Source organism: Arthrobacter sp. Sr24 (assembly GCF_054511175.1).
Genome location: NZ_JBTNDB010000010.1, coordinates 13896 through 34146, shown reverse-complemented (window position 1 = coordinate 34146; position 20251 = coordinate 13896). Strand labels below are relative to the sequence as shown.

The 20251-nt window shown below is 59.3% G+C and carries 18 protein-coding genes and 1 pseudogene; 12 read left to right on the top strand and 7 right to left on the bottom strand.

From position 1 onward, the window contains the following. The first annotated feature begins 88 nt into the window (after positions 1-88). The 3 genes from ACX80D_RS08795 (at position 89) to proC (ending at position 3111) form a co-directional block, all read left to right on the top strand. The gene (locus ACX80D_RS08795; protein WP_459322277.1) at positions 89-1075 is read left to right on the top strand and encodes a Ppx/GppA family phosphatase; all 987 of its coding nucleotides are present in this window, start codon (positions 89-91) and stop codon (positions 1073-1075) included. A 6-nt stretch (positions 1076-1081) separates the two neighbouring features. Continuing rightward, complete coding sequence (locus tag ACX80D_RS08790) at positions 1082-1930, top strand: sugar phosphate isomerase/epimerase family protein (RefSeq protein ID WP_459322276.1); 849 nt, start codon at positions 1082-1084, stop codon at positions 1928-1930. 344 nt (positions 1931-2274) lie between these two features. Next, positions 2275-3111, top strand: a complete 837-nt coding sequence (gene proC / locus ACX80D_RS08785; RefSeq protein ID WP_459322275.1) for a pyrroline-5-carboxylate reductase — start codon at positions 2275-2277, stop codon at positions 3109-3111. A 131-nt stretch (positions 3112-3242) separates the two neighbouring features. Here proC and ACX80D_RS08780 read toward each other — a convergent pair whose 3' ends face one another. From ACX80D_RS08780 to ACX80D_RS08760, 5 genes are all read right to left on the bottom strand, one after another. After that, positions 3243-3770: a methylated-DNA--[protein]-cysteine S-methyltransferase gene (locus ACX80D_RS08780; protein ID WP_459322335.1), complete on the bottom strand. Its 528-nt coding sequence runs from the start codon at positions 3768-3770 to the stop codon at positions 3243-3245. 83 nt (positions 3771-3853) lie between these two features. Next, positions 3854-4468, bottom strand: coding sequence for an RNA polymerase sigma factor (locus ACX80D_RS08775; RefSeq protein WP_459322274.1), 615 nt, complete (start codon positions 4466-4468; stop codon positions 3854-3856). Positions 4469-4493: 25 nt separating this feature from the next. Further along, positions 4494-5003, bottom strand: coding sequence for a methylated-DNA--[protein]-cysteine S-methyltransferase (locus tag ACX80D_RS08770; RefSeq protein ID WP_459322273.1), 510 nt, complete (start codon positions 5001-5003; stop codon positions 4494-4496). 50 nt (positions 5004-5053) lie between these two features. Then, a complete protein-coding gene (locus ACX80D_RS08765; RefSeq protein WP_459322334.1) occupies positions 5054-5692 on the bottom strand; it encodes a potassium channel family protein in 639 nt (212 codons plus the stop codon). Between the two features lie 40 nt (positions 5693-5732). After that, positions 5733-7139 carry a TrkH family potassium uptake protein gene (locus ACX80D_RS08760; protein WP_459322272.1) on the bottom strand — a complete coding sequence of 469 codons (1407 nt, stop codon included), beginning with the start codon at positions 7137-7139 and terminating at the stop codon, positions 5733-5735. Between the two features lie 165 nt (positions 7140-7304). On the opposite strand from ACX80D_RS08760, the gene ACX80D_RS08755 reads away from it, so the two are divergent. The 9 genes and pseudogenes from ACX80D_RS08755 (at position 7305) to ACX80D_RS08715 (ending at position 15836) form a co-directional block, all read left to right on the top strand. Then, positions 7305-8453, top strand: a complete 1149-nt coding sequence (locus tag ACX80D_RS08755) for an acetoin utilization protein AcuC (protein ID WP_459322271.1) — start codon at positions 7305-7307, stop codon at positions 8451-8453. Positions 8454-8531: 78 nt separating this feature from the next. Then, positions 8532-9245 carry an ArsR/SmtB family transcription factor gene (locus ACX80D_RS08750; RefSeq protein WP_459322270.1) on the top strand — a complete coding sequence of 238 codons (714 nt, stop codon included), beginning with the start codon at positions 8532-8534 and terminating at the stop codon, positions 9243-9245. Positions 9246-9439: 194 nt separating this feature from the next. Continuing rightward, entirely contained in the window at positions 9440-10780 is a 1341-nt protein-coding gene (gdhA, locus tag ACX80D_RS08745) for an NADP-specific glutamate dehydrogenase (RefSeq protein WP_459322269.1), read from the top strand. Positions 10781-11027: 247 nt separating this feature from the next. Beyond that, positions 11028-11275, top strand: a pseudogene (locus ACX80D_RS08740) (alpha-L-arabinofuranosidase); the annotation flags it as partial. A gap of 111 nt (positions 11276-11386) precedes the next feature. Then, entirely contained in the window at positions 11387-11770 is a 384-nt protein-coding gene (locus ACX80D_RS08735; protein ID WP_459322333.1) for a family 43 glycosylhydrolase, read from the top strand. A gap of 183 nt (positions 11771-11953) precedes the next feature. Further along, positions 11954-13237, top strand: coding sequence for an ABC transporter substrate-binding protein (locus tag ACX80D_RS08730; protein ID WP_459322268.1), 1284 nt, complete (start codon positions 11954-11956; stop codon positions 13235-13237). Between the two features lie 19 nt (positions 13238-13256). Next, complete coding sequence (locus ACX80D_RS08725; RefSeq protein ID WP_459322267.1) at positions 13257-14210, top strand: carbohydrate ABC transporter permease; 954 nt, start codon at positions 13257-13259, stop codon at positions 14208-14210. Then, a complete protein-coding gene (locus tag ACX80D_RS08720; RefSeq protein WP_459322266.1) occupies positions 14207-15130 on the top strand; it encodes a carbohydrate ABC transporter permease in 924 nt (307 codons plus the stop codon). The genes ACX80D_RS08725 and ACX80D_RS08720 overlap by 4 nt, the downstream gene beginning before the upstream one ends. 4 nt (positions 15131-15134) lie before the next feature. Then, positions 15135-15836: a Poxvirus protein I5 gene (locus tag ACX80D_RS08715; RefSeq protein WP_459322265.1), complete on the top strand. Its 702-nt coding sequence runs from the start codon at positions 15135-15137 to the stop codon at positions 15834-15836. Positions 15837-15921: 85 nt separating this feature from the next. Here the strand turns inward: ACX80D_RS08715 and ACX80D_RS08710 are convergent, their stop codons facing one another. Both ACX80D_RS08710 and ACX80D_RS08705 read right to left on the bottom strand, forming a co-directional pair. Continuing rightward, on the bottom strand, positions 15922-17913 hold the full coding sequence (locus ACX80D_RS08710; RefSeq protein ID WP_459322332.1) for a beta-galactosidase: 1992 nt from the start codon (positions 17911-17913) through the stop codon (positions 15922-15924). 190 nt (positions 17914-18103) lie between these two features. Next, the gene (locus ACX80D_RS08705) at positions 18104-20083 is read right to left on the bottom strand and encodes a DUF6807 family protein (protein WP_459322264.1); all 1980 of its coding nucleotides are present in this window, start codon (positions 20081-20083) and stop codon (positions 18104-18106) included. Positions 20084-20251: the final 168 nt, after the last annotated feature.

Below are 20251 nucleotides of genomic sequence, written 5' to 3'. Positions count from 1 at the left end.
CAGATCACACTGTGGCAAAAAGTTAATGTTGCTGCGCCATCGGGTGGCCATTGGCATGTTTTGGAGCTGGGAGGACAATAATGGGGCTATGAGATTAGGCGTGCTCGACATCGGGTCCAATACTGTCCACTTGCTGCTTGTTGATGCGCGACCGGGCGCCAATCCAGTTCCGTTTGCTTCCCATAAACGAGCTCTAAGCCTCGTTAAATATTTGGATGCAGACGGCAACATTACCGATGAGGGCCAGCACGAGCTCATTGAGTTCATCCTTGAGGCATGGGAATTTGCCGCCAAGCACAAAGCCAAGGACCTTCTGGCATTTTGTACTTCCGCTATCAGAGAGTCCACCAACGGTGCGCAGGTTCTAGACCGGGTGCAACATGAGACCACCATTAGGTTGACCGAACTGACCGGCGAGGAAGAGTCTGCGATGACGTTCTTTGCTGTGCGGCGCTGGCATGGCTGGGGTGCCGGGTCCATCCTCAACCTGGACATTGGTGGGGGTTCCTTTGAAATCTCCCAAGGCTCCAACGAGCTTCCGGATGTTGCGCATTCCGTTCCGCTGGGTGCCGGTCGACTCACCCGCGAATGGTTAGCGGAGGACCCGCCCACAGCCAAGAGCATCAAAGAACTCCGCAAACACATCAAAGCAACTCTCAAGGAACCCATCGCGGCGACCAAGGAACTGGGGACACCACACCTCGTCACAGGCTCCTCTAAGACATTCAGGGCGCTGGCGCGCATCACTGGTGCCGCGCCGTCGTCCATGGGGCCCTATGTGCGCCGCGAGCTACACCTGAGCGATCTGGGACTCTGGTCCCAGCGGTTATCGGCCATGTCTTCCGCAGACAGGCTCCATCTGCCCGGGGTCTCTCCGGCGAGGGCCCAGCAGGTTCTGGCCGGGGCGCTCGTGGCTCAGTCCGCGCTGGAGATGTTCAAGGTGACCAGCATGCAGATCAGTCCGTGGGCGCTGCGCGAGGGGCTAATTCTGCGGCGACTTGACCAGCTGATTTTTGACGGGCCGCTGGATCCTCCTGCACATGTTGCTAAGCTGAGAAATTCGGACACAAAGTAGGTGGATATGAGCGATCAAAGTAAGCACAACCATGACCAGGACTCCGAGGCCACGCCCGGACCGGCGCGCCATATTCCCGTGGCACTTTCCACGGCCTCCGTATATCCGCTCTCAGTTCATGATGGTTTTGCGGTTGCCGCGGACCTAGGTTACGACGGCGTCGAAGTTCTAGTGACGCACAACGGTGACAGCCAGGATTCGAGCGCTTTAAACCGCCTTGCCGAGCGCTACGACCAGCCCATCGTGGCCATTCATGCACCCACATTGCTGTTGACCCAACAAGTGTGGGGCAGCGCGTGGAATAAGATTCAGCGATCGGCGCAGATGGCGGTGGATGTAGGGGCTGATGTGGTGGTGGTACACCCGCCGTTCCGCTGGCAGAACGACTATGCGGAGACTTTTGCGCAGGGCGTTCGAGACATTGCCGAATCCTTTGGCATACGCATTGCGGTTGAAAATATGTACCCCTGGAGGGTCCGTGGACGCGAGGCCCTAGCCTATTTGCCGCACTGGGATCCAGTAGCTCAGGACTATAAAGATGTCACGTGGGACTTTTCCCATGCCGCATCCGCCGGGGCATCCAGCTTGGACGCCGCCAAGGCTCTGGGATCGCGGTTGCGCCACATTCACCTGACCGACGGTATTTCGCCCTCGACCAAGGACCAGCACTTGATCCCTGGCCATGGCACACAGGAATGCGTTGAGGTGCTCCAGCACATTGCCAACAACGGGTTCGACGGCGCAGTGGTCGCCGAGATCTCCACCCGCAAAGCCAAAGGTGCTGGTCAGCGCGAGGAATGGCTGGCTGAAACTCTCGAATTTGCTCGGGTGCATCTGGGGCAGACAACGCCGTAGCCGGACTAGCGGTACTGCCTGATGCTTTCAGTGCTGGCAGTACTGCCTGATGTCCTGGCTACTCCGTGCGCGAAGATTTACTTCGTGCGCACGATTCGATCGTTAAATGCGAAATCGCCGGAGGTTCTGCACCAGTGGATGGGGGGAATCACTGGCGAGATCTCCGGCGATTTGACTAGTCTTCAGGACAAGACCAGTCCGATCATCACTCGCACCCTTATGAGGTAATTAAGAGATTACGGGCCGCGGTTGAGAATAGCCGGGGCGTCAGCTGTGCGTTTCCCATTAAGCCTTGAAGATCGTTTGCAGTTGCATGCACTGCCCCGGCAAAGAAAGATGGGGATATGACGAAAAAGATTGTATTTCTGGGTTGCGGTTCCATGGGCGAAGCAATTCTTGCAGGATTGTTGGCAGCTGGCGTCCCACCGCTTTCCGTGGTGGTCACGGTTCGTCGCCCCGACCGGGCCAATGAGTTGGCCGCCCGTCACGGCGTCACCGCTCTGGCGTCCCAAGAAGAAGCTGATGCCAATGCTCAGGCTGTGGTGGGTGCATCGGTGGTCATTTTGGGTGTGAAGCCCGTTGGCACGCTCGATCTCTGCCGGGAAATTGCCGACGCGTTGGAATCTGAAACCGTGGTCATCAGTGTGGCCGCAGCTGTATCTCTTGCTCAATTAGAGGGCGCCTTGAAGCCAGGGCAGCCCGTGGTTCGATCCATGCCCAACACTCCGTTGCAGGTGGGCCGTGGTGTCGTGGCACTGTCCGGTGGAAGCAGCGTCGACGAACACCATCTCTCGGCCGCCCATGAGGTATTTGCTGGTTCCGGCGTTGTCATTGACATTCCCGAGGAGCAGCAAAACGCGGTGTCAGCCATTAGTGGTTCGGGCCCGGCCTACGCCTTCTACTTGGCGGAAGCGATGGCAGCCGCCGCCGAGAATTTCGGCATGGACCCGGCGATCGCGCAGGTCTTGGCCCGTGAAACGGTGGCCGGGGCTGGCATCATGTTGGCAGAACCCGGGGCAAACGCCACGCAGCTACGCCGAGCAGTCACCAGCCCCAACGGAACCACGGAACAGGCCATTGCCACGTTTGACCGTCTAGGCTTGCCCGGAATCATCAAGGCCGGCGCACAGTCAGCCGCCGCCAGAGCAGCCCAAATCACCGAAGAGCTGGGCAGCAACTAACACCAACAAGATGCGCTAGCGTTCACCAAAATACGGTATTTGCTGCGCTAGCGTCCGTGTGTCCGTAGCGTCCGTAGCGTTCGTAGTTCGTGGTCCGTGTGTTCGCAGTGCCAGCGGGGAGAACGGGGTTCTCAGGCTCCCGCCGCTTCTAGCGCTAGGAGCAGCGACTTCGCCTCGGGTCCTCCCAGATACGCGCCCTGGCTGCCATCGGAACGGACCACGCGGTGGCAAGGCACCACCAGCGGCAGCGGGTTGCGGGCGCACGCCGTGCCCACAGCCCGCACCGCGCGGGGGCTCGATGTCATAGCTGCAACCGAGGCATAACTAGCCGTGTGCCCGTAGCCAATTTCTGGCAGATGGCCCAGCACCTCACGCCGGAATCCGTGCGACAACTGGAAGTCCAACGGCAGATCGAACCGCCTCCGGTGCCCCTCGAAATATTCGCCCAACTCCCGGGCAGCGGACTCCAACCGTGCCGGGGCCAGCAGCACCCGCGGGCTAATGGCCGTGGCGAGCTGTTCCAGCACGGCGTTGTGCCCCTCAACGGCGAAGGCCACACGCACGAGGCCCGCCTCGGTCCCAGCTAGGAGTAGCGGACCCACGGGTGAATCGACCACCCGATACGCCACATCCACTAGCCCTTCAACGGCGGCTGCCATCTTGAACTGGGCGGTGAGATTGAACAATTGTGCGTCCTGGACCCCTGCCACAGCGGCCAACACCCCATCGATCTTGTCTTCAGTCATTGGAAATCAGCCCTTCCCTCACCTAACATCGCCCGCAAAGCCTTCATCCCATCGGCGGTAGCCCTGCGCGCGGCCGCCTCCGAATTGCCCAAAATGGCCGCCACCTCGGCATGACGCAGCCCGCCCAAATGGTGGTATGCCACGGCTTCACGCTGCTTGAGTGGCAATGCAGCCAATGCGGCCCACACCATAGCCGCCGTTTCACCGGCCTCAACAGCACGTACGACGCCGTCCCTTCCTCCCAGCCCCATCCCGCGGGAGCTTCGCGCGTCAGTGCGTGAGATGCCCTCGGGATCGCCCGAGAGCGCTGATGCGGCCGCGTCGCCGTCCGGCGCCGGCAGACGCTGGGCTTTCCGGTGATGGTCCATGGCCTTGTTCCGGGCGATCGTGACTAGCCACGCCTGTCTGTTGCCGACAGCGTCGGTGGACGGGTACACCCGCAGTGCGGCCAAGAACGTCTCCTGCCACACATCATCAGCGTCGTCCGGACCCACCAAGCCTCGGCAAACACGCAGGACCACGGCGCCATGCACCCCCACGAGCTCCTCAAAAGGCGGCAGTGCTCCCTGACCAGCAGCCCCACCAGCAGCCTCCGCAGACCCGGCTGTCAAAGCAACACCACCTTGCGGCGACGCATTAGAACAGTGCCTCCGTGTGGGTCCGGGCCGGATTTTCCAGTTCCAAGAGAAATTGTTTGCGTTCCAGACCGCCGGCATAACCAGTCAACGATCCGTCAGATCCCACCACCCGGTGGCACGGCACCACAATGCTGATCGGATTGCGACCATTGGCAGAACCCACGGCCTGAGCCATGGACGGATCACCTAGCATCGCTGCCAACTCTCGATAGCTACGTAATTCACCATAGGGAATCTCCCGCAGCGCAGCCCAAACACGGTGCTGGAAGTCGCTGCCAACCGGCGCTAATGTCAGGGAAAAACTACGGCGCACACCAGCAAAATATTCGCCGAGCTGCTCCACCGTGGCAGCCAGAACCAAGGAGGCAGACGGGAGCACCGCGTCCCCGAACGTCTCCAAAGCCGGGCGGCGCTTATGCTCCGCCATGTACACAGCCGCGAGTCCGGCGTCGTGCTCTACTGCGGTCAACAGCCCCAACGGGGAATCAAAAACCAGATGCCTGATCATCAATAAACACCTCCTGCCCAGTAGACGTTCCGGACGTCAAAAACGTGAGGTTAGGGCCGTGCGGCGAACCGCTCCAGCAACTCAACATCGCCGGAAACAATGAGCATGTCACGGCTGGAAACGCGGGTGTGCGGCTGCGCATACGTAAAATCTTCGCCAGGAGATTTCACCCCCACCACCGTCACTCCGTACTTGGAGCGCACCTTGGATTCCTCGAGTGTGAACCCCTGAGTCTCCTTGGGTGGATACATTTTCACGATCGCGAAATCGTCGTCGAACTCGATAAAGTCCAGCATGCGACCGCCCACAAGGTGCGCGGCGCGGACACCGGCGTCGGCCTCGGGATAAATGACGTGGTTGGCGCCAATGCGGGTGAGAATCTTGCCGTGCGATTGCGTGATCGCCTTGACCCATAGGTGTGCGATGCCCAAATCCACCAGGTTCACGGTGATCAACACACTGGATTCAATGGACGTTCCCACACCCACGACGGCGGAGCTGAAGTCCTGTGCCCCGAGCTGGCGCAGGGCGTCAATGTTGGTCGCGTCGGCCTCCACGACGTGTGTGAGCACGCCGGCCCACTTCTGCACGAGGGCGGGGTCGCGCTCAATGGCGAGCACCTCTCGGCCCTGCTTCACGAGCTGATGAGCCGTGGCGGCACCGAAGCGGCCCAGCCCAACCACCAGCACTGGCGCGTTGTGCGGCGGGCGGTTGCTGGGGTCTATTTTCTCAGCCAATGATGGGCCTTTCTTCCGGGTAGTGGAACAGCTGGCGGCGTTGGCGCAGGGCCAAGGCGGCGGCCAGTGTGATGGATCCGATGCGGCCAAAGAACATCATGGCGCACAAAATATAGACGCCCGGCGGCGGGAGCTCGGCACTGAGCCCCGTGCTCAGACCCACGGTGGCGAAGGCCGAGATGGTTTCAAAGAGCACCCGATCTAGGCTTTCTCCGGAGATGGCAAGCAGCAGGCCACAGGCGATCATCACCAGTGTTGCACCCATCATGATCACGGAAATGGCCACGCGCATGGTGCCTTGGGGGATGGTTCGGCCGTAAATTTTTACGTCGCTGTCGCCGCGGGCCTCGGCCACGATGGCCAAGAACATCACGGCCAGCGTGGTGACCTTGATGCCGCCGGCGGTGGATGCGGAGCCGCCGCCCACGAACATCAGAGCGTCCGTGAGCAGCATGGTGGAGGTATTCATGGAGTTCATATCTACCAAGTTGAAACCCAGAGATCGCGTCATGACGGAGGCAAATATGGCGTGCGTGATCTTATCCCCCACACTCATGCCACCCATGGTCTCCGGGTTGGTCCATTCCATGGCGCCCCACAAAATGGCCCCTGCCACCAACAACATGAGTGAGACTTGAATGGTCAGCTTGGCGTGCAGCGTCCACTTCTTGAAGCGGAAGCCGGTGGCCAGCAGGACCATCAAGACCGGGAAGCCGAGGCTGCCGATGAAACCACCGATCATGAGCGGCGTCAGGATCCATAGATCGGCTTCGTAGGGGACTACGCCGTCGGAGTGCGGTGTAAAGCCGGCATTGTTGAAGGCTGAGATGGCGTAAAAGGTGGCATGCCAGATTGATTGGGGAAGGGACTCGCCCAGAATCAGGAACCGCGGCGCGAGGGTCAGCGCCAACACCACCTCAATGGCCACCGAGGTACTGATGACAATACGCAGCAGAGTACCCACCTCACCTAAACGGCCGGCGTTCATGGCTTCCTGGGCGATCAATTTTCCACGCACGCCAAGGCGCTTGCTGACCATGAGCGACATCAAGGAAGCCAGCGTCAAAATACCCAAACCACCAACAAAGATGCCAATTAGAATAACCAGCTGGCCAAAGAAGGACCAGTGCAAGGCGGTTGAGACAGTGGTTAACCCCGTCACGCACACTGCCGAGACGGCGGTGAAGAGTGCGTCATGGAACGCAGTGGCTTGGCCGTCGCGGGCCGCCACCGGCAGGCTGAGGGTCAGGGTGAAAGCTAAGATGACGAGCGCAAAGACAATCAGCGCCAGTCTGGCCGGGGAGCTATTGGCTACCCCGTCTACGAAGTCGCGGATGCTGACCACTACTTTGAGCGGCCAGCGGGGCAGTTTCTGGGGGAGTGCGGTTCTAGCAGTCAACGCGGTGCTTCCCCTCCTGCCGTGAAATCCTGCTCTGAAACTAGAAATGCGCAAAAGTCGCGGATACGGCATTTGTGCCCGGACTTCGATAGCCTGTGATTGATGTCATCATTCGTCAGCTCAGGGCCAACGGCCGTCCCGACAAGCATAGTCTGCGATGCGGCCATGTCCGCGTACAATTTTGGCCCCAACCATCCCATGTCGCCCAAGCGTCTAGACCTCACTGCCACGCTCGCTCGGGAGTTGGGTATCTTCGATCTCCCGCAGGTGGATGTGGTGGAGTCCTATGTAGCCTCCGACGACGATTTGGCGACGGTACACACCCGTGACTACATTGCCGCGGTACGCCGAGTGGGGGATGACCCCACCTTGACCGATCCCGAACGCGGGCTTGGCACAGAAGACGACCCGGTTTTTGACGGCATTCATGAGGCAAGCGCACGGCTGGCCGGAGGATCTCTCGTAGCTGCCAATGCCATCATCAGTGGAGCTGTTCCTCGGGCTGTGAACTTTGGCGGCGGCATGCACCACGCCTTCGCTGGGAAAGCGAGCGGTTTCTGCATCTATAACGATGCTGCCGTGTCCATTCAGAAACTGCTGGATTCAGGGGTTTCCAAGGTGGCCTACATTGACATTGATGCGCACCATGGCGACGGCACCGAGAGAATTTTTTGGGACGATCCACGCGTCCTGACCATATCCCTGCACGAATCGGGGATGACGCTGTTTCCCGGGACTGGCTTCGCCAATGATCTAGGTGGGCCAGCAGCGATAGGTTCGGTCGTCAACGTCGCTTTGCCAGCTGGCACCTCAGATGCCGGTTGGCTCAGAGCCTTTCACGCCGTCGTGCCTCAACTCGTGGAAGCCTTTGCGCCCGAGGTGATTGTCAGCCAGCACGGTTGTGACTCGCACCGGGAGGATGAGCTGACACACTTGAATACCAGCGTGGATGGGCAGCGGGAGGCGGCTTTGAGTATTGCAGCCCTCGCTGACAAGGTGTGCGAGGGGCGGTGGATTGCGACCGGTGGCGGTGGCTACAACATTGTCAGTGTGGTGCCGCGGGTGTGGAGTCACCTCATGGCGATCGTGGCAGGACGGCCGGTGCCTTTGCGTACCGCAGTTCCGGAGACGTGGCGAAGTTATGTGGCGGAAAAATATGCCATAGTGGCACCTCTGCTCATGAGCGAGGACGCGGACACGTGGTGGCGTTCGTGGGAAGTGGGCTACAACCCCTCGGATGCGCTGGATCGGACCGTCATGGCGACGCGTAAGTCTGTTTTCCCGTTGTATGGACTGGATCCCTGGTTCGACTGAGGGCTATTTTTGGGTTCTACTGTGCCATGTTGGGGTGCTCAGGATGCCGGATTGGGCATATGTCGTTAGGGTAGTGGAATGGTTGTTGAAAAAGTCTTTGCGGTGATCGCCGAAAGCACCCGCCGAGATCTTTTGGAAGCGCTGGCACAAGAAAGCAAATCGGTGGGGCAGCTGGTCGATGAACTGGGTATTTCCCAGCCCACTGTTTCTAAGCATTTGCGGGTGCTGCGTGAAGCCGGTGTGGTGACCATGCGCGCCCAAGGCCAGAAACGCTACTACGGCATCAATACCGAACCGCTGACATTGGTATCCACTTGGCTGGAATCCTTAGGCGCCGGTGTAATCGACACCGTTGTGCCGAAGCGAAATGGCGCCGCTCGGGCTGATAGCGCAGTGACTGCCAGCAGTTCCGAGGCCTTCTCAGGGGATTCCGACGCGGCCGCTGTGGCGTCTGTTGCGCCTGCGCCTATTGCGAAAATTCCGGCTTCAGCTGCGCAGCCGGTTCCGGCTAGCCAGCCAGTACCTGAGAAGGTTCCAGTTCTTGTGGCGGCTTCTGTTCAGGCCGACTCAGCAGCAGAGGCAGCTTCTCCCGCGGCAACGTCGAACGGAACAGCCGCCGTCGTGCCGTTCGGCAGCGTGCAGTCCGGAGTGGTGCAAGCAAATGAGAACGACGCCGTCACCTCAGGACAATTCAGCCGCAGTGTGGGCAACGCAGGCCGATTGGCTAATAAGGCCGCTGACTTGCTTTCCAACCTGCCAGCTCTGCCCACCTTCAAGCGTCGCAAGAACTAAGAAGTGCCCCGGTTGGCGTAGTTAGCACCGTCACGATCTTCAGAAATGGAATCTTGCTCCAACATAATCCGCAAGATCATGCATAAATGCTTGAAAGATGAGAAGAATTAGCCTATCTGGCGCTGTGACTGGAAAATTACCACTGAGCTTATTTATGCGCCGCGCGGCGGCGCCTCACCCTTTTCAGGAGACTCATGGATACCAGGCTCGAAGCCATCCGGGAGCAAGTTCTAGCCCGTAACCCCGGGGAAAAAGAATTCCACCAGGCTGTTTTAGAAGTTTTTGAAAGCCTCGGCCCCGTTTTGGATAAGCATCCAGAATTTGTTGATGCCGCCGTGCTGCAGCGTTTGTGCGAGCCCGAGCGTCAGATCATCTTCCGTGTGCCGTGGATGGACGATGCCGGCCGCGTGCAGATCAACCGTGGTTTCCGTGTTGAGTTCAACTCGGCCTTGGGCCCGTACAAGGGTGGCCTGCGTTTCCACCCGTCCGTGTACTTGGGCATTGTGAAGTTCCTCGGCTTCGAGCAGATCTTCAAGAACGCCCTGACCGGCATGCCCATCGGTGGCGGCAAGGGTGGATCTGACTTTGATCCCCGCGGCAAGTCAGACGCCGAAGTAATGCGCTTCTGCCAGAGCTTCATGACCGAGCTCTACCGCCACATCGGCGAGTACACCGACGTCCCCGCAGGTGACATTGGTGTTGGTGGCCGCGAGATCGGCTACCTCTTCGGCCAGTACAAGCGCATCACCAACCGTTACGAGTCAGGTGTTCTGACCGGTAAGGGTGTTGGTTGGGGCGGCTCACTGGTCCGTCCGGAAGCTACGGGCTTCGGTACCGTGATGTTCACCCAGGAAATGCTCAAGACTCGTGGCAGCAGCCTCGACGGGCAGCGCGTGGTTGTTTCCGGCTCCGGAAACGTTGCCACCTTCGCCATCGCTAAGGCCCAGCAGTACGGCGCCAAGGTGGTGGCTTGTTCTGATTCCTCCGGCTACATTGTGGACGAGAACGGCATTGACGTTCCGCTGCTGCGCCAGATCAAGGAAAAAGAGCGTGGCCGCCTGAAGGAATACGCGGTTCGCCGCGGCTCCGCTGTCAGCTACGTTGAGGGCGGTTCAGTCTGGGACGTCAATGCTGCTGTTGCACTTCCCTGCGCTACGCAGAACGAAGTCAACACTGAAGCAGCAACGCGCATGGTTAAGAACGGCCTCGTGGCGGTTGCTGAAGGCGCCAACATGCCTTCCACCAGCGGTGCCATTGCAGTCTTCCAGGAAGCGGGCATCTTGTTCGCTCCGGGCAAGGCAGCCAACGCCGGTGGCGTCGCCACCTCCGCACTGGAAATGCAGCAGAATGCCAGCCGTGACGCATGGAGCTTCGAGCACACCGAAGATCGCCTACACAAGATCATGATTGGTATTCACGATCGTTGCGCTGAGACCGCAGATACCTACGGTTCGCCCGGCAACTACGTAGTTGGCGCCAACATCGCCGGCTTCGTCAAGGTAGCCGACGCCATGCTGGCACAGGGCCTAATCTAGGACCTTCTAAGTATCACAGCTGACCCGTAGCGGATGGACAGGAATCAAGTTCCCTGGCCGTCCGCTGCGGGTCAGTTGCCGTTTAAGGGCCAAACTGCCGTCACGGGTGGAAGGATTCACTAGTGCGCCATTTTGCCTAGACATGATGTGTGTGAGCGCTCACGCTGGCTGATGCGCAGCGAGTGCCTCATGTGCTTGCGTTCCCCAGAGCGACACCAAGGAGAGCAACGCCAAGGAGCAAATTGTCATGTCACGTGCCCGGATCAGTGTTGACCGCGATTTCACTATCTCCGAAGTTCCGCGCCGACTCTTTGGTTCTTTTGTGGAGCACATGGGCAGATGCGTCTATACGGGAATGTATGAACCTGGTCATCCGGCAGCCGACGAACAAGGTTTCCGCAAGGACGTGCCTGCGCTGACGAGGAACTTGGCGCCATTGTGATCCGTTACCCGGGCGGGACTGGAACCAGTTATCTGTTCTGGGGCAATGGCGTGGCCCACGGCGTTCGGCTGGCTCCTGACATGGTGCCCTTTGACCCAACGGCAGTTGTGTCCTGGGTGCCGGAAGAATTCCGTGAAGCTGTGTAAGCACGCCGGCGAGGGGATATCTTCTACGCCTCGTGGTCGGTGGATGACACCCGGAGTGAGGGTTACCGGGTGCACTATGCCATGAGCTCGGATCCGTTGGACCCCTGGCGGGACAGGAGAGTGCTCCTGAGCAAGGTGGATGAGCGCGGCATCTTAGGCACCGGTCACCACTCCATTACCGTTGTCCCCGGCTCTGACGATGGGGTGATTGCCTACCATCGTTTTGTCATTCCAAGGGGCAGCGGATCTCACCGGGAGTTGTGCTTTGGCCGCTTGCATCACGGCGCTGCTGGACTGCTGGAGCCAGTGGTACCGTCCACGGAGCCACTGTGCCTGCCCCTGACACGTTCACGCATTGAGGGGACGGCTGGCCAGGCAGCAAATCTTGGCGAGGCGCGCTGAGTAACGAATTAGAAATAACTTTCGAGGTATTGGGAATGCGCTTGCCAAGAGAGCTTTCGGACGATATTGTATCGTTTCATAAGTGTTATTTGAATCACGTATCCGGTTGTGGAAACCACAGCGGAAATGTAAGTTGCGGCGGCCACGGCGGCTCCGCGCAAATCTACGAGCGAAGGAGCTCTCATGATCAGCAGAAGGAATTTCATTACCGCCATTACTACCGGCGTGGCCGCGACGGCATTACTGAGCGCCTGTGGCAATTCCGGTGATTCCGGTGCTGGCACCGTCGAGGAGCCCACCGTCATCAACTACACCTGGTGGGGCAACGAGGATCGTGCTGAGCGTTCAAATAAGGCCATTGCCTTGTTCAACGAGCAGAACCCCACCATCAAGGTTGTTGGCACGTTCACTGACTGGGCCGGCTACTGGCAGAAGCGCTCCACCGAAGCTGCCGGTGGCGGCTTGCCGGACGTCATGCAGTGGGATTTGTCTTACCTGCGTGACTACGCACAGCGCAACCAGCTGCTGGACTTGGGTGCGGCCGGCGTGGACCTCTCCGGTTTTGAGAAGACCCTGCTGCCCTCGGGCAAGGTCAGCGACAAGCAGTTCGCTGTACCCACCGGAACCAACGCGTTCGCCATCTACTACGATCCGGCCAAGCTCAAAGAAATTGGCGTGGCCGAACCGACAGGTAACTGGAGCTACGCCGAGTACAAGAAGTTCTTGCAGGATGCTGGCCAGGCCAGCAGCGGCAAGTACTTCGGTTCTTCGGATTACACCGGGGTCTGGTGGCAGTTCAACATCTGGCTTCGCCAGAACAAAATCGAGGCCTTTACCGCTGACGGAAAGTTGGGCTTCACCAAGGCTGACTTGAAGAAGTGGTGGGGATCCGTTTCGGAACTGCGGGGGACTCCTGCAATGATTTCGCCTGACAAGGTGACCCAGCTGCTACCCAAGTCGCCCTTTGGCGCCAACGCAACGGTCTCCGAGCCCACGTGGGATAACTTCATGGGCGGATACCTGGGAGACTCCGGTGCTGCGGAACTGAAAATGGTTGCGGTACCCTCCGATGATCCTGAAAACTTGGGTCTGTTCCTTAAACCGGCCATGCTGATGGTGGCGAGTGCCAAGACCAAGAATGCCGCAGCAGCTGCGAAGTTCATCGACTTCATGGTCAACTCACCCGAGGTGGGTGAAATCTTCAAGACCACTCGTGGCGTACCGGCGTCCAAGGTTCAGCGTGACGGCACTACCTTTGAAGGCGTCGATGCTCAGGTGGTGGCGTACGAGGACTCAATCTCCAAGTACCTCAGCGATGCACCCGAGCCGCCCATTGTTGGCTTCGGTACCCTCGAGTCCGAGTTCCTGCGCATTCAGGAAGAACTGAACTTCGGCAAGGTTGACGTGGATAAGGCTGTGGACCAGTGGTTCATCTCGGCTGAAGACGTCATTAAGCAAAACGCGTAGTCAACGAAAGTAAGGCATTGTGACGCGAACACCAGCCCTCTCCCGGCGCGCCAAAACCGGTCCTCCGCTGCCGACTAAAAAGTCCAAGCAGCGGAGGGCTGAGGCCCTCACCGGTTACACCTTCCTTCTTCCCTGGCTGTTGGGCTTCATTGTCCTGACAGCGGGTCCGATGATCTATTCTCTGTACCTGTCATTCACCAATTACAACTTGTTTGAAGCACCCAAGTGGATTGGTTTTGAGAACTACACGGACCTCTTCCAAGACGATCGTTTCATCCAGTCCGTGAAGGTCACGCTGACGTACGTGGTCTTCGGCACTCCGACGAAGTTGCTGGCCGCTTTGGCTATTGCTATGTTGCTCAATAGCAAGCGCCGCGGCCAAGGGTTCTACCGTTCTGCGTTCTATGTTCCCTCGCTTATTGGTGCGAGCGTTTCGATCGCTATCGTGTGGAAAGCCATGTTTGGTGACGCCGGTCCGGTGGACCAATTCCTGCAGTTCTTCGGGATCGGGATCGGTGGCTGGGTGGGTAACCCCAACATGACCATGCCCATGATGATCCTGCTGACTGTCTGGCAGTTCGGCGCCCCGATGATCATTTTCTTGGCGGGCCTGAAGCAGGTCCCCACAGAGCTTTACGAGGCGGCCGACATGGACGGTGCGGGGTGGTTGAAGAAATTCACCAGTATCACCTTGCCCATGCTCTCCCCGGTCATCTTCTTCAACCTGTTGATGGAGACCATCCACGCGTTCCAGATCTTCGCGTCAGCTTTCATCATTTCCAATGGTGCAGGCGGTCCGGCAGGGTCCACCATGTTCTACACGCTCTACCTGTACCTGCGTGGTTTTGGGGACTACCGGATGGGTTACGCCTCGGCGATGGCCTGGTTGCTGCTGATCGTGATCGGCATCATCACTTTGATCTTCTTCAAGACCTCCAACAACTGGGTCCACTACAGCGGGGATGAAAAATGACAATCACTTCCATCAAACCCGATGAAACCATTGGTGGCAGTGCTGGTGCCCCGGTACTGCGTTCACCGAAGTCACGGACCTTTTTTGGTCGCAGCATCAAAACATTGATTTTCCATGGTGTGTCACTGATTCTCATCGCTGTAGTGCTCTACCCTGCAGTGTGGATGGTGGCTTCATCCTTCAAGCCCAGCAGTGAGATTGTCGGCAACGCCGCCATCTGGTCGAGCAACTTCAGCTTCAAAAACTTCGCCAAGGCCATGGATGGCATTGGCGGGGTTAGCACGCTGCAGTTCTTCGGTAACTCGCTCTTCTTAGCCGTTGGTTCAGTTGTTGGTGTGGTGTTTTCCTCAACCGTGACGGCGTATGCGTTCACGCGTATCAATTTCCCGGGGCGAAAGCTCTTCTTCACTCTGATGATCGTGACCTTGTTGCTGCCCTTCCACGTGGTCATCATCCCGCAGTACATCATTTTCCAACAGTTGGGACTGGTAGATACCTTTGTGCCGCTGCTCTTGGGCAAGTTCCTTGGTGCGGAAGCATTCTTTGTCTTCTTGATGGTTCAATTCATGCGCAACTTGCCCAGGGAATTGGATGAGGCTGCACGTATTGACGGAGCCGGCCACGTAAGGATCTTCGTCAGCATCATGCTTCCGCTGATGAAGCCCTCCATCATTACCTCCTCTATCTTTGCCTTCATCTGGAGTTGGAACGACTTCCTGGGCCCGTTGCTGTACTTGAACACCCCGGACAAGTACCCGCTGCCGCTGGCCCTGCGCCTCTTCGTGGACCAGACGCAAAGCTCCGATTATGGCGCCATGATAGCCATGTCTGTTTTGGCGCTGCTCCCGGTGCTGTTGTTCTTCCTGATTTTCCAGCGCCACATCGTCGAAGGTGTGTCTACGCAAGGACTCAAGGGCTAGAGAAATGGCTTCCTCACTCCGTTCCGGCAAAGAATCCCGGCAGGCACGCAATGCCAGGCTAGCCGCGACGGCGGCGCCCAAAGTCAACAAGTTCGCTCTCCTCAGCGAGACCCTGTTGCTAGGAGTGTGCTTGTTTGTGCTGGCGCTTCCTGTGGTGACTGCCCCGGCAGCCTTCGCTGCGGGTTCCGCTCATATGGAACGCCATGTGGCAGGCCGAAGCGACAGTGTGGCCTCTCTGTGGAGCGACTTCCGGGCGGCATGGCCCGGAAGCTGGCGCTTCGGTCTGATCACCTTGGTGGCCGCCGCGGTGGCAGCCATCAATGCCTTGCTCGCTGGTTCGGAGCAACTGCCCGGCGGAACTCCTGTCCTCGTTGCCACGGTGGTTCTGGTTGCTGGGTTGGCGGTGGTGCTCTTGCGCACAGCAGCCTTGTGGCAGGTTGAACGTGAGGCAGCGCAGCTGCTCGTCAAGGAGGTGCCAACTAATGGTGCACCAGCCACAGCTGTACGTGCCAAGGATGTCTGGTCAGGTGCATGGGCACAGGCCAAAGTTGATGCGGCCGGTGATATCTCCGGTTCAATCTTGTTACTGGCAGCCATGGCTATGGCTGTGACGTTTGTCTGGATGCTGCCGCCACTGGTCTTTATTGTTCCCGGAGCGCTGGTGCTGGCCGTTGTTGGTGTTCGGTACCGCACCGTCTCGAGCTAGCAAAGCAAGCGAAGCGAGTAGTACAGCAAAAGGCCGGTGGCCTTGCAGGATTTCCTGCAAGGCCACCGGCTTTTTGCTGTGTGGCTTAGGATTCGGCGATCACGGCGACTGCTCCGGGTGCTACGACGCCGGTGAAGGCGGCTCCGCTGATGAGCTCGGTTCCTTGGGCGCTCACTGCTGCCTCGAGGTCACTGTGGTTGATGGCGAAGAGGAAGCTGCGGCCATCGGCATGCACGCGTCGGGACAACTCAACTCCGGCAGTTGCCGTGCTGGGAGCGGCGATGCCAGATTCTTCCAGCAGGGCATCCACCAAGCCTTCCAAAGTGGCCGTGTCGGGGAATGTGGCGAGGTACCAGGCGGACCCAGCCCCCACGGTGTTGCGGGTGATGGCGGGTACTTCAGCAAGCGGGTAAGCCGTGAAGGAGACCTTCGCCTCGGCGCCGGCCAAGTGAACGTGTTCGCTCCAAATACTTCCCGCGTTGCCGTTGTCCAGCGCAACTGTGGCGGCCTCGGGGAGGGGATGGAACTCTTCGACGTTGATACCCAGCAATTCGCGGAAGGCGCCGGGGTAGCCGCCTAGACGGACGGCGTCGTTCTCATTGACGATCCCACTGAAGTAGCTGATGAGCACCGTTGCCCCGCGTTGAGCGGCGGCGGCAAGGTTCGCTGCGGCGCTGTCGGTGACGTTGTAGAGGGTGCAAACGAAGACCAGATCATAGTTCTCCAAGGCGGCGTCCGGGTGCACAAAGTCCACTGTGATGCCGCGCAGGAACAGCGAGCGGTGGAACGCGCGCAGCATGTCCAGATACTGCACATCGGTGCTGGGATGGGAATCCAATTCGCTGGCCCACCACGCCTCATAGTCAAAGACAATGGCTGCGCGGGACTCCACTCGGGAGCCTTGGATGGACGCCAATTGCGTCAAAGCGGAGCCAAGTTCCACCACCTCGCGCCAGACCCGGGTGTTGGTTCCGCCGTGAGGAACCATGGACGAGTGGAATTTCTCCGAGCCCGCCTTGCTTTGGCGCCACTGGAAGAACATCACGGCATCCGCTCCGCGGGCTACATGGGTCAGCGAGTTTCTGAGCATTTCCCCGGGCATCTTGGGCATGTTGCGGGGCTGCCAATTCACGGCCGAGGTGGAGTGTTCCATGAGCATCCACGGTTTGCCGCCGGAAATTCCGCGGGTCAGATCGGCGCTGTAAGCCAACTCGATATGGCGTTCAGTATCGGCCGCCACCAAGTAGTGATCGTTGGCGATCACATCGACGTTTTTGGCCCAGTCAAAGTAGTCCAATGCCTTCGTGGCGCTGCTGGCCATGAAGTTGGTGGTGGTGGGAATCAGTGGGGTGACCTCGCGGATGACGGCGGCCAACATGTTGTAAAAATCGATGAAGGCCCATGAACTAAAGCGCGCAAAGTCCAGCTGCTGAGTGGGGTTCAACGTGGTGGGGGCGTTCCCTGGGGGCAGGATTTCGGCAAAGCTGCCGTAGCGCTGGGACCAGAAGGCGGTGCCCCAAGCCTCGTTGAGGGCGTCGATGGTGCCGTAGCGCCGTTCCAGCCAGCTGCGGAAGGCCGCGATGTCCTCGGGGCCGTAGAATTCCGAGACGTGGCAGCCCAGCTCGTTGTCCACATGCCACAAGGCCAACGCCGGATGGTCCTTGTACCGCTGGGCGAGGACGCGTGTCATTTTCGCGGCGTACCCGCGGTAGACGGACGACGACGGAGAGTAGTGCCGCCGTGAGCCCGGTCCCAGCGTGGTGCCGTCCATGGTGACAGGCAAGATCTCTGGGTGCTTGCGGACCAGCCATGCGGGCGGCGCCGCTGTTGCGGTTGCGAGGGCAACGTTGATCCCGGCCGTGGCGAGGTTGTCCATGATTTCATCGAGCCAGCTGAAGTTGTAGTCACCTTCGGCAGGTTCCAGCCACGCCCAGGAGAAGATGCCCACGCTGAGCGCATTGACACCGGCTTGGCGCATCAACTCCAGATCCTCATGGTGCACCTCAGCGGGCCACTGTTCCGGGTTGTAGTCGGCACCATAGGCGATGCCCGGGATTTTGTTCCAGAACTGCTGCATCCGTAAGGTGCTGGCAGATTCCTCCGCTGTGGGGAGCGCGCCGGTGCCGGCTGCGGGATGGCTGGAAGACCTGGGAGTCAGGGAGGGCATGTAGCTCCTTGGGGTTGGGTGCCTTGAACGGCTTTGAGTGATTCCTAGATGACCGTTTGGGTGGACGCGGTCACCATGATGAAGTTCAGTGGGTGTTGCTTCAGCGCTGGATCTGTTCCTCAGTCATGCGGCCGTCGGCCACCGTGACGGTGATGGTCCGGGAGAGTGGTTCCCCGGGATGCAGTGTGACGGGTTTGTCCCAGGCTAGGCATGAGCCAACGCCCGGATAGTCATCTGAACGAACAAACCATGGGTCCTGCGCCTCAGGCGGTGCGGTGAAAACCAGAGTTGCTTCCTTGCCGCCGAATTCGCCCGAAAAGGCGAGCCATGGGGCGGTAGTTCCATTGACGGCGTCCTCGCCTGTGTGGGTGTTTGTCTGCACCTGCACCTTCTCCGCAGGAGGGAAGCGCCAGAAGAATCCGCCGTATCCGGCGGCTTCGCGGCCGTTGGAGCCGGGACTGCCCAGCACCACCGGTGTGTCTGATGCCGGGGAAAGAACAAAGTTCAGCAGCAGCGTCCAGGCCCCCAAATCTGCCTCATGCCAAGACCAGGTTCGTATTTCGTGGAGCAGCGGTGTTCCGTCCGGAGCTTGCCATGACAATTCTTGGCGGTAGGAACCGTTGTCTTCGGTGGAATGGTTCACCACCACCACGCCGTGGTCCGGAAGCCATTGGTAGGAGTTGGTTTCACGGACAAAGCTTGGCCCGCCCCAGAAGTTCACGTTATTCACTGCCGGGATGGCAACGCTTGCGCCTAGGTGCCACGGGTGATCCAACGGCATAGCCGCTGTAACCACGGTGCCCTCACGGGTGGTGACCGGGTGCAGATAGGGGCGGGGGGATAGTGTTTGGGCGATGTTCCGGCCACTGATTTCATCAGCGAGCGGAACGCCAGAGATGCTCATTGATTTCTGAGGCGGGACAGCTCGAGCCCAGGGTGCACCAATTTCGCTGAAGGTGGCTTGTGCTGCAACAGCCCGTGCTATCCACTGGTCAATATTTTTGACAACCGGGTGGGCAGCCAAGCCCTCGCCGATCCAGTCCAGGTGGGCTGGCGCTATGGGGGCGGGGTCTTCGGCGGTGCGGACGGCTTCGAGAACGCTCATAAACGCGCCGCTGTTCTCCAAAGAGCTCAACAAAGCCGTGCCATGGTTCCGGTGGGCAATGAGGTTTTCCAGAAGATCGGTCCGGCCAAACTCCTGACGAACAGTGCCTGCTGGGGTGGTTATTTCCAAAATGTCTTCGGTGTAGTAGAAAACGGCTTGGGCTCCAGTGCCGTGAACCGTGACGAATGGGTCCGATTCTGCGGCAGCACACACCGTCAGGGCGCCCATCACCGCGGGACCTTGGCGGGGAACAATGCGAACCGTGGAGGTGTCGTCCCCTTCAATGTCGTGGGCACGGTACAAATCGGTATCGACCCGTTCAATAGCTTCTGCCGAATTGATGCCGGCAATATGAAGAGCCGTAGCCACCGCATGGGCTAACGGATTGGTAGTGACACCATCCACCACGTCCACACCGTTGATAGTGCGTTTACCTGCCCAGCGGGAACGTTGGTAGTAAGCCTTGTCGCGCACCCACATACCTGACGCGGAGTAGCCGCGGATGGTGCCCAGAGCGCCGTCGGCTATTAAAGTAGCCAGTGCCGGCAGGGCAAGTGAGCCCAACGATTGGAAGCCGATCTGGACAGCCTTGCCTGCTTGCGCGGCAGCTTCACGTAGTTCCTGGAATTGGGCCATGGAAGCTGCTGTGGGTTTTTCCAAATAGACATCGGCGCCCGATGCCAGCGCTACCAAGCCCAGCGTGGCATGGGTCTGGATGGGGGTGGCGATGATGATGATTTCCGGTGCCGTCCCGGCAGCCAGTAACTGCTCCAAGTCATTGAAGACTGCCACATGCTCCGCCAAACGGCCCGGAGCCGGCGGGTTGGGATCGGCAACAGCCACCAGTTCCACGAGACCTGCCGCCGCGAGCCGGTCAAGATTGACCAAATGGTGAGTACCAAAGCCATGTACCCCCACCAGCGCAACGCGGGTCGCTGGAGCTTGTGGGGAAGCGGAGTGTTCCGTGCTGGCCATGACGAGAATCCTTTTGAGGTGTGTTCCGGGAGAGTGTGGGTAACTCAGAAGCGGGGGCCAAAGCTGCTACTTGGGGCCCTTAGCGTGTGAGCAGAAGGCGTGGCCTTCATGCTGATATGAAACGTATCAAAAATGGATGGAGGTGGTCAACGCCACATTTTTAGTTGG

Coding starts and splice junctions, on each gene's coding strand:
- ACX80D_RS08770 (WP_459322273.1), bottom strand. CDS start 5,003: ATGATCAGGCATCTGGTTTTTGATTCCCCGTTGGGGCTGTTGACCGCA.
- ACX80D_RS08795 (WP_459322277.1), top strand. CDS start 89: ATGAGATTAGGCGTGCTCGACATCGGGTCCAATACTGTCCACTTGCTG.
- proC (WP_459322275.1), top strand. CDS start 2,275: ATGACGAAAAAGATTGTATTTCTGGGTTGCGGTTCCATGGGCGAAGCA.
- ACX80D_RS08755 (WP_459322271.1), top strand. CDS start 7,305: ATGTCCGCGTACAATTTTGGCCCCAACCATCCCATGTCGCCCAAGCGT.
- ACX80D_RS08715 (WP_459322265.1), top strand. CDS start 15,135: ATGGCTTCCTCACTCCGTTCCGGCAAAGAATCCCGGCAGGCACGCAAT.
- ACX80D_RS08750 (WP_459322270.1), top strand. CDS start 8,532: ATGGTTGTTGAAAAAGTCTTTGCGGTGATCGCCGAAAGCACCCGCCGA.
- ACX80D_RS08720 (WP_459322266.1), top strand. CDS start 14,207: ATGACAATCACTTCCATCAAACCCGATGAAACCATTGGTGGCAGTGCT.
- ACX80D_RS08730 (WP_459322268.1), top strand. CDS start 11,954: ATGATCAGCAGAAGGAATTTCATTACCGCCATTACTACCGGCGTGGCC.
- gdhA (WP_459322269.1), top strand. CDS start 9,440: ATGGATACCAGGCTCGAAGCCATCCGGGAGCAAGTTCTAGCCCGTAAC.
- ACX80D_RS08710 (WP_459322332.1), bottom strand. CDS start 17,913: ATGCAGCAGTTCTGGAACAAAATCCCGGGCATCGCCTATGGTGCCGAC.
- ACX80D_RS08780 (WP_459322335.1), bottom strand. CDS start 3,770: ATGGCAGCCGCCGTTGAAGGGCTAGTGGATGTGGCGTATCGGGTGGTC.
- ACX80D_RS08705 (WP_459322264.1), bottom strand. CDS start 20,083: ATGGCCAGCACGGAACACTCCGCTTCCCCACAAGCTCCAGCGACCCGC.
- ACX80D_RS08790 (WP_459322276.1), top strand. CDS start 1,082: ATGAGCGATCAAAGTAAGCACAACCATGACCAGGACTCCGAGGCCACG.